The sequence below is a fragment of the Cellulomonas sp. URHD0024 genome, assembly GCF_000426185.1.
Taxonomy (GTDB): domain Bacteria; phylum Actinomycetota; class Actinomycetes; order Actinomycetales; family Cellulomonadaceae; genus Cellulomonas.
Genome location: NZ_AUEW01000004.1, coordinates 292,686 through 306,607, shown reverse-complemented (window position 1 = coordinate 306,607; position 13,922 = coordinate 292,686). Strand labels below are relative to the sequence as shown.

The 13,922-nt window shown below is 72.4% G+C and carries 11 protein-coding genes; 9 read left to right on the top strand and 2 right to left on the bottom strand.

What is annotated here, in order from left to right; all coding sequences use genetic code 11:
* Nucleotides 1-54 precede the first annotated feature (54 nt).
* Nucleotides 55-846, top strand: a complete 792-nt coding sequence (locus I847_RS0106545; protein ID WP_028049060.1) for an FAD binding domain-containing protein — start codon at nt 55-57, stop codon at nt 844-846.
* Nucleotides 843-3,557 (top strand): molybdopterin-dependent oxidoreductase, encoded by a 2,715-nt coding sequence (locus I847_RS0106540; RefSeq protein ID WP_028049059.1) that lies wholly within the window; start codon nt 843-845, stop codon nt 3,555-3,557. The genes I847_RS0106545 and I847_RS0106540 overlap by 4 nt, the downstream gene beginning before the upstream one ends.
* Before the next feature lie 492 nt (nt 3,558-4,049).
* Here the strand turns inward: I847_RS0106540 and I847_RS0106535 are convergent, their stop codons facing one another.
* Nucleotides 4,050-5,066, bottom strand: coding sequence for an XdhC family protein (locus I847_RS0106535; protein ID WP_028049058.1), 1,017 nt, complete (start codon nt 5,064-5,066; stop codon nt 4,050-4,052).
* A 43-nt stretch (nt 5,067-5,109) separates the two neighbouring features.
* On the opposite strand from I847_RS0106535, the gene I847_RS0106530 reads away from it, so the two are divergent.
* Complete coding sequence (locus I847_RS0106530; RefSeq protein WP_028049057.1) at nt 5,110-6,378, top strand: amidohydrolase family protein; 1,269 nt, start codon at nt 5,110-5,112, stop codon at nt 6,376-6,378.
* A 17-nt stretch (nt 6,379-6,395) separates the two neighbouring features.
* On the opposite strand, the gene I847_RS0106525 is transcribed toward I847_RS0106530, so the two are convergent.
* Complete coding sequence (locus I847_RS0106525) at nt 6,396-7,340, bottom strand: PDR/VanB family oxidoreductase (protein ID WP_028049056.1); 945 nt, start codon at nt 7,338-7,340, stop codon at nt 6,396-6,398.
* Between the two features lie 257 nt (nt 7,341-7,597).
* On the opposite strand from I847_RS0106525, the gene I847_RS0106520 reads away from it, so the two are divergent.
* The 6 genes from I847_RS0106520 (at nt 7,598) to I847_RS0106495 (ending at nt 13,878) form a co-directional block, all read left to right on the top strand.
* Nucleotides 7,598-8,797 carry an amidohydrolase family protein gene (locus I847_RS0106520; RefSeq protein ID WP_231384116.1) on the top strand — a complete coding sequence of 400 codons (1,200 nt, stop codon included), beginning with the start codon at nt 7,598-7,600 and terminating at the stop codon, nt 8,795-8,797.
* Between the two features lie 2 nt (nt 8,798-8,799).
* Entirely contained in the window at nt 8,800-9,582 is a 783-nt protein-coding gene (locus I847_RS0106515; protein WP_231384115.1) for an ABC transporter ATP-binding protein, read from the top strand.
* A complete protein-coding gene (locus I847_RS0106510; RefSeq protein WP_034609323.1) occupies nt 9,582-10,427 on the top strand; it encodes an ABC transporter permease in 846 nt (281 codons plus the stop codon). The genes I847_RS0106515 and I847_RS0106510 overlap by 1 nt, the downstream gene beginning before the upstream one ends.
* A 72-nt stretch (nt 10,428-10,499) precedes the next feature.
* Nucleotides 10,500-11,681, top strand: a complete 1,182-nt coding sequence (locus tag I847_RS0106505; RefSeq protein WP_028049053.1) for a hypothetical protein — start codon at nt 10,500-10,502, stop codon at nt 11,679-11,681.
* Nucleotides 11,682-11,770: 89 nt separating this feature from the next.
* Nucleotides 11,771-13,096, top strand: coding sequence for an FAD-binding oxidoreductase (locus I847_RS0106500; protein ID WP_028049052.1), 1,326 nt, complete (start codon nt 11,771-11,773; stop codon nt 13,094-13,096).
* Complete coding sequence (locus tag I847_RS0106495) at nt 13,093-13,878, top strand: creatininase family protein (protein ID WP_028049051.1); 786 nt, start codon at nt 13,093-13,095, stop codon at nt 13,876-13,878. Before I847_RS0106500 ends, I847_RS0106495 begins: the two co-directional genes overlap by 4 nt.
* The last annotated feature ends 44 nt before the right edge of the window (nt 13,879-13,922 follow it).

The window sequence follows — 13,922 nt, the reverse complement described above, 5'->3', positions numbered from 1 at the left end:
TCGTGAGGCGGCGTAACGTCCGTGACATCGAGGTAGGCAACACTCGGGGGCCTCATGGACCTGACGTCACTGGACCACATCCGCACGCCGCGTAGCCGTTCTGACCTGGTGCTCGGCCCCGGCAGCGCGCCCCTGGCCGGCGGCACGTGGCTCTTCTCCGAGCCACAGCGCGACCTGTCCGAGCTGGTGGACCTGACCGGGCTGGGCTGGGCGCCGTTCGAGGTGGGCGAGGGCTTGACGATCGCCGCGACGTGCACCCTGCGACAGCTCGCGGACCTGCCGGCCGTGCCGGGATGGCGGTCGCAGAACCTGGTCGTCGAGTGCCTGCGCTCGCTCGTGATGTCGGAGAAGGTCTGGGACCTCGCCACCGTCGGGGGCAACATCTGCCTGGCGCTCCCGGCCGGCTCGCTGATCACCCTGGCCGTGGCACTCGAGGCGACCGCGGTGGTCTGGACACCTTCCGGCGAGTACGAGCTGCCCGTCCTCGACCTCGTGACCGGGGTGCGCTCGACCGCACTGGGTCCGGGGGACGTGCTCCGTTCGATCACGATCCATGCCGACGCGCTCGCGTCGCCCTCCGCCTTCGGCCGGGCCGCGCTCACCCGGCACGGGCGGTCCGGCGCGATCGTCGTCGGCCGTCGGGACGGGGACGGGCTCGTCGCGACGATCACCGCGAGCGTCCCGCGGCCGTACCGGTTCGCGTTCTCGTCGTACCCGTCGACCGGTGCGGTGGCCGAGGCGGTCGACACGATCGAGGACTGGTACGACGACCCGCACGGTGCCCCCGACTGGCGTCGCGCACAGACGCTTCGGCTGGCGGAGCAGGTCCGAAGGGAGCTCGCGTGAAGCTCGAGGTGAACGGCGCACAGCTCGACGTCGACCCGGCGCCCGGGCAGGTGCTGCGCACGGTGCTGCGCGACCATGGGCACACCGAGGTCAAGAAGGGCTGCGACGCGGGCGACTGCGGCGCGTGCACGGTGCTGCTGGACGGCCGCCCCACCCACTCGTGCCTGGTTCCGGCGTTCCGGGCGGAGGGTCGGTCGGTGACCACGGCCTCCGGGCTCGGGACGGTCGAGTCGCTCCATCCCGTGCAGGAGGCGTTCGTCGACGCCGCCGCGTTCCAGTGCGGGTTCTGCACGGCGGGCTACGTCACGACCGTCGCGGGTCTGGGCCTGTCGGGCGAGGTCACGCAGGACGTGGCGCGGGCTCTGAAGGGGAACCTCTGCCGGTGCACCGGTTACCGGTCGATCTGCGACGCCGTCCGCGGCACGTCGAACACCGTCGATGCGCTCGCCGGCCAGGACGCGGGACGCTCGGTGCGGGCGCCCGCGGCGCGACGGATCGTCACCGGCACCGAGCCCTACACGCTCGACGTGCCGGACGTGGACCTCGCGCACCTCGCGGTGCTCGGGAGCCCGCACGCGCATGCGCGCATCGTGTCCATCGACGCCCGGAAGGCGTCGCAGGCGCCAGGCGTGCTCGCCGTCCTCACCTACGAGGACTCCCCAGCACACCACTTCTCGACCGCCCGGCACGAGAGCCGGCTCGACGACCCCGACGACACGCTCGTCCTGGACCGCGTGCTCCGGTTCCGGGGACAGCGGGTGGCCGTCGTCGTCGCGGACTCGTTGCGCGAGGCCGAACGGGCCCGCGCCCTGATCGAGGTCGAGTACGAGGTCCTGCCGGCCGTCGTCGACCCGGACGCGGCGCGACGGCCCGGTGCGCCGCTCGTCCACGGCGACAAGGGGCCGGAGGCGCGTATCTCCGAGCCGGGACGCAACGTCGTCGCGCAGCTCCACGCGGAGATGGGCTCCGTCGCCGCGGGCCTGGACGCTGCGGCCCACCGCGTGCACGGGACCTGGTCGACGAGCCGGGTCGCGCACGCGTCGCTCGAGACCCACGCCACGCGTGGCTGGCTCGACGAGGACGGCAGGCTGGTCCTGCGCACCAGCACCCAGGTGCCCTACCTGACCCGAAAGGAGATCGCGCACCTGTTCGACCTCGACCACTCCCAGGTGCGCGTCCTCACCGGGCGGGTCGGTGGCGGGTTCGGTGGCAAGCAGGAGCTGCTCACCGAGGACCTCGTCGCGCTCGCCGTCCTGCGGACCGGGCGGCCCGTGCAGTACGAGATGACGCGGGCCGACGAGTTCACGGTCGTGCCCAGCCGGCATCCCTTCCGCGTCACGGTCGACCTCGGTTCCGACGCGGACGGCGTGCTCACCGCCCTCAAGATCGACGTGCTCGCCAACACCGGCGCCTACGGCAACCACGGTCCCGGCGTCATGTTCCACGGCGTGAACGAGTCGGTCTCGGTGTACCGCTGCGCCAACAAGCGGGTCGACGCCGAGTCCGTCTACACGCACACGATGCCGTCGGGTGCCTTCCGCGGGTACGGGCTCGGGCAGGTCCAGCTCGCGATCGAGTCCGCCATGGACGAGCTCGCGCGCCTCGTGGGGATCGACGCCTTCGAGCTGCGGCGGCGCAACGTCGTGGTGCCCGGGGACCGCCTGCTGGTGACCGATCCCGACGAGGTCGGCGACCTCGACATGCACTCCTACGGCCTCGACCAGTGCGTGGACCTGGCACAGGCAGCCCTCGCCGACCGGTCGCTGGACGCACCGACGCCGGCAGGTGCCCTCGTCGGCGAGGGCATGGCCATCGCCATGATCGCGACGATCGCGCCGCGCGGGCACTACGCCGAGGCGTCGGTCCGGCTGCTCGACGACGGCCGCTACGAGGCTCGTGTCGGCACCACGGAGTTCGGCAACGGGACCACGACCGTGCACGCGCAGCTCGTCGCGCAGGCACTGGGCACGACGGTCGACCGCGTGGTCGTCAGGCAGTCCGACACCGACGTGACCGGGTACGACACGGGCGCGTTCGCGTCCGCCGGCACGGTGGTCGCGGGTCTGGCCCTGCACCGCGCGGCGCTGCAGCTCCGGGGCAAGATCCTCGCCGCGGCCGCCGCGCTGCGTGACCACCCGTCCGACGAGCCCCGCACCTGGGACGGCTCCGTGCTGGGTGTCGACGTCGCCGACGGGGTGCGACTGGTGGACATCGCCGCCGCTGCGCCCGGGCTCACCGGGCAGGGCACGCACGACGGCTCCCCGCGGTCGGTCGCGTTCAACGTGCACGCGTTCCGGGTGGCCGTCCGTCCGGACACCGGCGAGGTCACCATCCTGCGCTCCGTGCAGGCGGTCGACGCCGGCACCGTCCTGCACCCCGAGCAGCTGCGCGGGCAGGTCGAGGGCGGGGTCGGCCAGGCGATCGGCACCGCGCTGTTCGAGGAGCTCCGGCTCGACGACGAGGGCCGCGTGACCACCGCCTCGTTCCGGGCCTATCACGTGCCGCAGATGATCGACCTGCCGCACACCGAGGTCCTGTTCGCGCAGACCACCGACTCCCTGGGCCCGCTCGGCGCCAAGTCGATGAGCGAGGCGCCGTACAACCCCGTCGCCCCGGCCCTCGCCAACGCGATCCGCGACGCCCTCGGCGTCCGCCCCTACGAGCTCCCGATGACCCCCGACCGCCTCTGGCGCCTCACCCAACCGAGCTGACCCAGCCTCCCCCACCGTCCGCGCACGTGGGCGCTATAGCCACCACAAGTGCGGACGCTGCCCAGCCTCATCCGCAACGTCCGCGCACGTGGGCGCTATAGCCACCACAAGCGCGGACGCTGCGCAGCCACTTCCCACAGCCTCTCCGTCAACGGCCTCCCCAGAACGTCCGCGCACGTGGGCGCCATAGCCACCACGAGTGCGGACGCTGCCCAGCCTCATCCGCAACGTCCGCGCACGTGGGCGCTATAGCCACCACAAGTGCGGACGCTGCGCAGCCACTTCCCACAGCGTCGCCGTCAACGGCCTCCCCGAACGTCCGCGCACGTGGGCGCTATAGCCACCACAAGTGCGGACGCTGCGCAGGCCTCCCCACAGCCTCGCCGTCAACGGCCTCACCGAACGTCCGCGCAGGTGGGCGCTATAGCCACCACGAGTGCGGACGCTGGGGCGGTGGTGGTGGGCGGAGGTCGAGCGGAGGGCGGGGCTCAGCTACGTCGGCGTCGTCGTGGGCCATGCCGGGGCCGGGCGGTGGATCGGGCCGACCGTGCGGGTCAGCGGGCGGCCGGACGCGTGCGCGCGGGCCGCCAGGACCTCGGCGAGCACCGAGACCGCGGTCTCCGCGGGGGTCGATGCCCCGATGTCGAGGCCGATCGGCGCGTGCAGCAGGGCGAGCTCGTCGGCGGTCGCACCGCGTTCCAGCAGCGCGACCGTGCGGCGGTCCTGCGTGCGTCTCGACCCCATCGCCCCGACGAAGCCGGCGCCGGACCGCAGGGCTGCCAGCACGAGGTCGGCGTCGAAGCGCTCGTCGTGCGACATCACGGCGACGACGTCCCGCGGCCCCAGCGACAAGGTCGCCAGGTGCCGGACCGGCCAGTCGACGACTACCTCGTCGGCCCCGGGGTGCCGCCGAGGAGTCGCCAGGACGGCGCGCGCGTCGCACACCGTGACCCGGTACCCGACCGCCCGCGCGGCCGACGACAGGGCCGCGGAGAACTCGAGCGCGCCGTAGATCACCATGCGGGACGGCGCGTCCGAGACCTCCACGAACACCTCGACGCCGCCGTCCGGCCCGGTGAACCGCACGATGCCTGTGCGGTCCGGCAGCTCCCGACCGGTCGGGAGGACTCCGGACAACGGCACCACCACGCGGGCAGCCGCACCGTGGGCGGCCGCAGAGAGCGCCGGCAGATCCGCGGGACCGAGCTCGCGTGCGTGCACCCGCAGGACGCCGCCGCACGTCAGGCCGACCGCGAACGCGTCGTCGTCGGTGACGCCGTACTCCTGGATCCCCGGTTCCGTCCCCGCCAGGACCGACGCGCAGAGCTCGTACAGGGCACCCTCGACGCACCCGCCCGCGACGCTCCCGATGACCGCCCCGGTGTCGTCGACGGCCATCGACGTCCCGACCACGGTCGGCCCGCTGCCGCTCATCGAGATGACGGTGGCGACGGCGACCCGGTGCCCGTCGGTGAGCCGTGCGAGCAACCGATCAGCGATCTCGAGCATCCAGGTCACCTCCTCGACACGTGCAGGTGCTAGCAAGTCCTCCATGCTGACACTCACCGGCGCCCGAGCCATCGTGGTCGACGAAGGCACGCAGACCACGGGCGACCTGCACGTCGTCGACGGGCTCGTGAGCGCGACGCCAGCACCGGACGCCGACCGGCTCGACGTCGACGGCTGCGTGATCACCCCCGGGCTCGTGAACGCCCACCACCACCTGCTGCAGACGGCGTTCCGCACCCTGCCCGGCACCCGCGGCGTCCCCATGACGACGTGGCTGCCGACGATGGCTTCCGCGTACGCCGACGCCGGGCTCGACGGTGAGCTGAGCACCGTCGCGGCGGCGGCGGGGTTGGCCGAGGCCGTCCTCGACGGGGTGACCACCGTGGCCGACCACCACCTCACGTGGCCGTCTGACTCCGACCGGTGCCTCGAGATCGCGCTCGGCACCACCCAGGCCGCCCAGCGGCTGGGTGTGCGGCTCGTCTTCGTGCGCGGCACCGCCCGGGACGACCCCGAGGCAGCCGCGATCTCGGCGTCCCAGATCGCGGCTGTCGTCGCTCAGAGCGACATGCTCCAGCTCGCGGTCGGACCCGCGGGGGTGCACAGCGACGCACCCGAGACGTTCCGGCTGCTGGGCGAGGTCGCGGCGCGGTTCGGGCTGCGTCGGCGGACCCAGGCGAACGAGCAGGTGGACGTCGCGATCGCGCTGGAACGCTACGGCCGGCGCCCGCTGGACCTGCTCGAGGAGTGGGGCTGGCTCGCCCCCGACGTCACGCTCGCGCACCTGTGCGGCGTGACGGACGACGAGATCGCCCGGGTCGCCACGTCCGGTGCCACGGCGACCCACGCACCCGGCTGCGACCTGCCGATGGGTTGGGGCATCGCACCGGTCGCCGCCCTGCGAGACGCCGGTGTCGCGGTCGGTCTGGGCACCAGCGGCGGCGGCAGCAACGACGCCGGCCACCTGCTCGCCGACGCACGCCTGGCCATGCAGGTGGCCCCGCTCGTCGGCCGGCCGCTGGCCGCGCGCGAGGTGCTCGCCATGGCGACCTCCGGGTCGGCGGCGGGCCTGGGCCGCTCCGACCTCGGCCACCTGCGCACCGGCGCCGCGGGCGACCTGTGCGTGTGGGACGTCTCCGGGGTGGCCGACGCGGGCGTCGCCGACCCTGTCGCCGGCCTGCTGTGGGCCTCGCCCGGACGTCGGCCGCGGCACGTCGTCGTCGCGGGGCGCGTCGTGGTTCGTGACTACGTGCTGCAGACCGCCGACGAGGCGACGATCGTGGCCGACCTGCGACGTCGGGTCGGCCGCTAGGGCGGGCGCCATCGCGCTCACAGCTCGAGCACCAGGCTCGGACCGGCGGCTCGTGAGACGCAGATCATCATCGTCTGGCCGGCTCCGCCCGGCCCGATGACCGAGTCGCGATGCTCCACGGAGCCCTCCAGCACCGGCGTCTCACAGCTCCCGCAGGTGCCCACCCGGCACGACGAGACGACGACCGCCCCGCTGTCCTCGACCGCGTCGAGGATGCTCTCGCCAGGCTGCACGCGCAGCGTCGACCCGCTGAGCGCCAGCTCGATGTCGAACGCGTCCGGCCACACGGGTGGACCGAACTCGCGTGCCTCGAACCGCTCGGTGTGCACGGTCCAACCGTTCACCGAGAGCGCGTCGACGGCGTCGACCAACCGGCGCGGGCCGCAGCAGAACACGCGTCCTGCCGGCCCGTCCACGAGCGACGCCACGTCGAGCCGTCGCCCCTCGTCCGCCGCATAGACGTGCACACGGTCCGGCTGGCCGGCGAGCTGGTCGAGGAACGCCATCGTCGCCCGCGAGCGCCCCGCGTAGTGCAGCGACCAGTCGGCGCCGGCCGCGTCGGCTGCCTGGACCATCGACAGCAGGGGCGTGATCCCGATGCCACCCGCGACGAACACCGTCCGCTGGTTCCCGCCGGGGTCGAACGGAAAGTGGTTGCGCGGACCCCGCACCCGGAGCGTGTCCCCGACGGCGAGGACGTCGTGCACGAACGCGGACCCGCCCCGACCGTCCGGCTCGCGCAGCACGGCCACGCGGTAGGACCCGCGGTCCGCGGGGTCGCCGCAGAGCGAGTACTGCCGCTCCACACCGCCGGGAAGCAGCAGGTCGACGTGCGAGCCGGGCGTCCAGGGCGGTAGCGGTCGGCCGTTCGTCGGGGCCAGGTCCAGGGCGAGCACACCCTCGACGAGCTCCCTTCGGGCCTGCACCACGACCGGACGTTGGATGTCGCTGAACACGCTCACGGAGCCTCCTGTGCACACGACCAGATCTCGTTCCGAGCACCGTACGAGGCTCGTGTTAACAGCAGCGCAAACACCGTCACGTGGAAGGACCGCTCCCGTTACACACGGGAAACGGCAGGTACCTAGCGTGCGTACCCAGCAGGAGATATAGACCCCGCGACGGCGCACCCGCCCCGGGTGAGCCACGCGCTCCCCGGAGGAGGTTCGCGATCACCACGTTGCCCCGCCCCATCGAGAGGCTCCTGCACGCTCGCCTCGTGGACGGCACGGTGGTCGACGTCCGGCTCGACGGCGGCAGCATCGGGGCGGTCGTCCCGGGAGGCACCCTCGGTCCCGGAGACCCGGACTCGACCCTGGAGCTGGACGGCTTCCTGCTGCTGCCGGCGCCGGCGGACCCGCACGCGCACCTCGACAAGGCGCTGTCGTGGGGCGCGATCCGGCCGCCGATGGGCGACCTGCGGCTCGCGATCGAGTCGTGGCACGCGTACTCCGACCAGATGACCGTCGACGAGATCGCGGACCGCGCCCGGGCCCAGGCGCTGACCATGCTCGCGCACGGCACCACCGCCATCCGCAGCCACGTCGACCTCCTGCCCGGACCTGACCCGTTGCGCGGCGTGCACGCACTGGTCCGGGTGCGCGACGAGCTGCGCGGGCTGCTCGATCTGGAGCTCGTGACGCTCGGCGGCTACCTGACCCCCGCCGAGGACCACGAGGCCGCGCTCGCGGCCGGTGTGGATCTCGTGGGCGGCGCGCCCCATCTGGCACCGGACGCGCCCGCCGAGCTGACCCGGCTGCTGGAGATCGCCCGGCAGCGCGGCGTCGGCGTCGACATCCACACCGACGAGAGCCTCGACTGCGACGTGACGCTCGACGTGCTCGCGCGGGCGGTCGTCGGATGGACGGCCCCCGTCAGCGCGGGCCACTGCGTCCGGCTCGGCACGTTGGACGGCCCTCGTCGCGACCAGGTCATCGCCGACGTGCTCGCGGCCGACGTCGGCGTCATCGCGAACCCCATCACCAACCTGTACCTGCAGGGCTGGGACTCCGACGTCGCGACGCCGCGAGGGCTGACCGCCGTCCGGGCCCTCGTCGACGCGGGGGTGCGGTTCGCGGCCGGCGCCGACAACGTGCGCGACCCGTTCAACCCGCTCGGACGCAGCGACGCGCTGGAGACCGCGATGCTCCTGGTCGTGGCCGGGCACCTCAGTGTCGACCAGGCGTATGCCGCCGTCAGCACCGGCGCGCGCGACGTCATGGGCCTCCCGCCGGCCCGCATCGAACCTGGTGCCCGGGCCGAGCTCCTCGCCGTGCGCGGGGACGACCTGGTCGAGGTCGTCGCCACGGCGAGCCTCGACCGCTACGTCCTCCACGCCGGACGTCTCGTCGCCCTCAGCGAGACGCACTCCCGGGTCGCCGCCCCGGCGCTCCTGCCCACCTACCCCGAAGCGAGGTGACCGTGTCCACGACGACATCCACCACCCTCCCCGACGTCACCGTGCGGGAACCCAGCCCACTGCTCGGGTTCGAGGACGTCGCCATGACCTTTCCTGGCGGGACGGTTGCGCTCTCCGGGGTCGACCTCACCGTCGGCCGCGGCGAGTTCGTCTCCGTCGTCGGGCCCTCGGGCTGCGGCAAGTCCACGCTGCTGCGGATCGCGTCCGGCCTGGAGACGGCGAGCGCCGGCACGGTCTCGCTGGCCACCGACCACATCGCCTACGTGTTCCAGGACGCGACGCTCCTGCCGTGGCGCAACGTGCTCGGCAACGTCGAGCTGCTGGCCGAGCTCAAGGGCCGCGGGCCGAAGATCCGCCGGGCGAAGGCACGCGAGGCGATCAAGCTCGTGGGGCTGGAGGGCTTCGAGAAGCACCTGCCCAAGCAGCTGTCCGGCGGGATGAAGATGCGCGCCTCGCTGGCCCGCTCGTTCACGCTCGACCCCGAGCTCTTCCTGTTCGACGAGCCCTTCGGCGCGCTCGACGAGATCACGCGCGGCCGCCTGCAGGACGAGCTCCTCAAGCTGTTCAGCGAGCAGCACTTCGCGGGGCTGTTCATCACGCACTCGGTGGCCGAGGCCGTCTACCTGTCCACCAAGGTCGTGGTCATGTCCGGCCGGCCCGGGCGGCTGGTGCAGTCCTTCGACATCCCGTTCCCCATGCCCCGCGACCCCGACATCCGGTACTCCCCCGAGTTCACCGAGGTCGTCGGACAGGTCTCGCACGCCCTGAAGGAGGCGCACAGCTGATGGCTGCCACCACGATCGAGGGCGTCACCGCCGAGGCGCGCGTCGTCACGCCCGTCGCGCCCCGACGCCGCAAGCGCTCGACCATCTCCTGGCTCGGACCGATCGTCGTCTTCGTCCTGATGATCGGGCTCTGGTACGCCCTCGCCTACTACTACGCGCAGCGCGGCCTGCCCTACTTCGTGCCGTACCCGCACGAGGTCGTGGAGGCGATCTTCTCGGACGGCGAGTTCGCCATCCTGATGACCGCACTCCTGCACAGCACGCAGGTGGCGATGACCGGCCTGGCGATCGCGATCGTCCTCGGCGTGACGTGGGCCGTCCTCATGGCGCAGGCCACCTGGATCGAGCGGTCGCTCTTCCCGTACGCCGTCGTCCTGCAGTGCATCCCCATCCTCGCGCTCGTCCCTCTGATCGGGATCCTGTTCGGGTACAACTTCCAGGCCCGCGTGATCGTCACGGTCCTGATCGCCCTGTTCCCGCTCGTCGCGATGACACTCTTCGGGCTGCAGTCGGTGGCCAAGCAGCAGCGCGAGCTGTTCCAGCTCCAGGGCGTCAGCCGCGCGACGATGCTGATGAAGCTGCAGTTCCCGGCGGCGCTGCCCTCCATCTTCGTCGGCCTGCGGACCTCGGCCGGGCTCGCGGTGGTCGGTGCCGTCGTCGGAGACCAGTTCTTCCAGCGCGGCAACCCGGGCCTCGGCGTCCTCATCCAGCTGTACGCCAACCGCCTGCAAGGCCCGGACCTCTACGCCGCGATCATCGTCGCCTCCCTGCTCGGCGTGACCGTGTTCGTGGTCTTCGGCCAGCTGGGGCGGCTCGTCGTCGGCCGTTGGTACGACTTCTCTTAACCCTTCTGTACCGATCCCGTCGACGGCCACCCCCGCGGCCGCCGGCACGTCCGCCAACCGAAAGAGAGCACCATGCGCACTCCGAACCGCACCGTCGTCGCCGCAGCTGCCGGCATCGCGTTGACCGCCTTCGGCCTGACTGCCTGCGCGGACGGCTCAGGCGACACCGACGCGGTCGCCGCTGCCACCGCGGCGGCGGGCAGCCTCGACCTGTCCGACGTCTGTCCGGCCACCGTCGTCGTGCAGACCGACTGGAACCCGGAGGCCGACCACGGACACCTCTACGAGCTCGTCGGGCCCGGCTACACCGTCGACGCCAACCAGAAGACGGTGAAGGGCGACCTCGTCGCGGGCGGGAAGCCGACGGGCGTCAAGATCGAGGTCCGTGCGGGCGGCCCGGCCATCGGCTTCACCCAGGCGTCCGCGCAGATGTACACCGACAAGGACATCACCCTCGGCTACGTCTCGACCGACGAAGCCGTCCAGCTCTCGGACAAGTTCCCGACGACGGCGGTGTTCGCCGAGAACGACAAGTCCCCGATGATGATCATGTGGGACCCGGCCACGTACCCGGACGTCACCGACATCAAGGGTCTGGGCACCGCGCTCAAGGACTCGGGCGGGGTCATCCGGTACTTCAACGGTGCCGCGTACATGAGCTACCTGATCGGCTCGGGGATCCTCGACGAGTCGGTCACCGACGGCAGCTACGACGGCACCCCGGCCAACTTCGTCGCCGCGGGCGGCAAGGACGCGCAGCAGGGCTTCGCGACCGCCGAGCCGTACATCTACGAGAAGGAGGTCCCGGCCTGGGGCAAGCCCGTGAAGCTGGAGACCATCCACGACACCGGGTTCCCGCTCTACCCCGAGGCCATGTCGGTCCGCTCTGCCGACCTGGCGTCCCTGACCCCGTGCCTCAAGAAGCTCGTCCCCGTCATGCAGCAGGCGGACGTCGACTACATCACCGACCCGGCCACGACGAACGCCCTGATCCTCGACCTGGTGAAGCAGTACAACAACGGCTGGGTCTACTCCCAGGGCGTCGCCGACTTCGCCGTCACGCAGATGAAGGACCTCGACATCGCGTCGAACGGCGACAACGCCTACGTCGGCGACATGGACGAGGCCCGGGTCCAGAAGATCATCGACACGATGACGCCGATCTACACCGAGGCCGGCGCGCCCCCGAAGTCCGGCCTGGTCGCCACCGACCTGTTCACCAACGAGTTCCTCGACCAGTCGATCGGCTTCTGAGCACTCCGTCCATCGACAGATCGTTCCCAGACGGCGGCGGGCGCTGGCTCCGGCCGGGCCCGCCGCCGTCGTGATCGAGAGGTACCCCCGTGGAGACCACCACCGCTCTCGACGCCCTGATCGCCGACCTGCGCGGCATCCTCGGCGACGACGGCGTCAGCACCGACCCCCGCGTCCGCGAACGCGTCAGCGTGGACGGCTCCAAGATGTCCCCCGTCATCCTCGAGCTGCTCCCCCTCGGCCTCGCCGACGTCGTGGCCTTTCCGACGAACGCCACGCAGATCGCCGCGTGCGTCGCGGCCGCCGTGACGCACGGCGTGCCGGTCACCCCGCGCGGCAAGGGCACCGGCAACTACGGCCAGGCGATCCCGATGGAGGGCGGACTGGTCCTCGACCTGACCCGCGCCCGGGCGATCGTCGAGATCGGCGACGGCTGGGTCACCGCCGAGGCGGGCGCGACGATGGTCGCGATAGAGGCGGCGGCCCGCGAGACCGGCCAGGAGCTGTGGATGTACCCGTCGACCGCCCAGTCGACGATCGGTGGCTTCCTGTCCGGCGGGTCCGGCGGGACGGGCACGATCGTCCACGGCGCCAACCACCAGGGGTTCGTCGTCGCCCTGGACGTGGTCCACGCGCTGCCCGGTGCCTCCCTGGTCCACGTCGAGGGCGAGGCCGCCCAGGCCTACGTCCACAACTACGGCACCGCCGGCATCCTGGCCCGCGTCACCGTCCGCCTGGAGCCGCTCCAGGACTGGCGCGGGTTCTACGCCTCGTTCGACGACCAGCACGCCGCGTTCCGGGTGCTGCGCGACCTCGGGCGTCTCACCCCGGCGCCGCGGCTGGTCTCCGCGGATCCCGCGCCGATCGCCGAGGCCCTGCCGCCGGACGACGCCCTGCCACCGGGCCGTGCGAGCCTGCGCGCGATCCTGGACCCGGGCGCCGTGGAGGCGGCCACGACCCTCGTCCTGGAGGCCGGCGGAACCGTCGAGGACCTTCGCGACGGGCCCCAGGCGTCCCTCAAGCTCTCGGTGCTCTCCTACAACCACCCCGTCGAGTGGCTGCAGACGTCGGATCCGGGCACCTACGTGCACCTGGAGGTCGGCGGCGAGGCGCTCGTCGACCGGCTCGACGAGGTCCAGGCCACGATCCCCGGCGGCCTCCTGCACCTCGAGGCCGGCCACACCGTCCCGATCGGCATGCTCGCCGGCGTCTACGAGGGCCCGGAACGACTGGCGTCCGTGATCGCCGCCCTGGGTGCCCTGGGCGTGGGCGTCCACAACCCGCACCAGTGGAACGTCGACTTCGAGGTCGAGCGCACCGTCGCCCTGGCGGCGGTCACCGACCCGTCGGGCCTCCTCAACCCCGGCAAGCTCGACCCCGACTACGCCGGCCCCCGGAAGGGAGCGATCCGATGAGCCGTCTCCTCGCCGAGCTCGCCGGACCCGCCACGGCCCGGGTCCTGGGCCCGGACTCGGTCCTCGTCGTCCCCATCGGTGCGATGGAGCACCACGGGCCGCACCTGCCGCTGATCACCGACGCCCTGATCGCCGAGAGCGTCGCCAGCGCCGCGATCGAGCAGGCGGCCGCGGAAGGTCTGGACGTCTGGCAGCTGCCGACGCTCACCTACACCAAGTCCGACGAGCACTCCTGGGCGTCGGGAACCGTGTGGATCAGCGCAGGCACCCTGTTGGACACCCTCGTGGACCTCGGTCGCTCGGTGGCGACGACACCCGCCCGGCGCCTCGTCTTCCTCAACGGCCACGGTGGCAACACCGCGCTCCTCGGCGTCGCCCTGCGCGAGATCCGTCGGCTCCACGGGCTGATGACGTTCTCCATGCCCGCCGGCCTGCAGATCGCCGGCGCCGGCGGCCTCGACGAGCCCGACGAGCACGGACTCGGCATCCACGCCGGCTACGGCGAGACGTCGCTGGTCCTGCACCTGAGACCTGACCTCGTCGACATGGCCCACGCTCGACGTACCGTCCCGGAGCACATCGCCGCGATGACCCACCTCGGATTCAACGGCACCACCGCCCAGTTCGGCTGGCTCAGCAACGACTTCGGGCCCGACGGGGTCATCGGCGACCCGACCGGCGCCACCGCTGCGGCGGGCGCCGTCCTGTTCGACGCCTCGGTCCGCCGGGCGGTGGACGTCCTCACCGAGATCGCCGTGTTCACCCACTCGAGCCCCGAGTGAGCACAGGGTGAGCCCGGAGTGAGCACCGCCCGCCCGGCCGCGCC

Coding starts and splice junctions, on each gene's coding strand:
- I847_RS0106505 (WP_028049053.1), top strand. CDS start 10,500: ATGCGCACTCCGAACCGCACCGTCGTCGCCGCAGCTGCCGGCATCGCG.
- I847_RS0106535 (WP_028049058.1), bottom strand. CDS start 5,066: ATGCTCGAGATCGCTGATCGGTTGCTCGCACGGCTCACCGACGGGCAC.
- I847_RS0106495 (WP_028049051.1), top strand. CDS start 13,093: ATGAGCCGTCTCCTCGCCGAGCTCGCCGGACCCGCCACGGCCCGGGTC.
- I847_RS0106510 (WP_034609323.1), top strand. CDS start 9,582: ATGGCTGCCACCACGATCGAGGGCGTCACCGCCGAGGCGCGCGTCGTC.
- I847_RS0106530 (WP_028049057.1), top strand. CDS start 5,110: ATGCTGACACTCACCGGCGCCCGAGCCATCGTGGTCGACGAAGGCACG.
- I847_RS0106545 (WP_028049060.1), top strand. CDS start 55: ATGGACCTGACGTCACTGGACCACATCCGCACGCCGCGTAGCCGTTCT.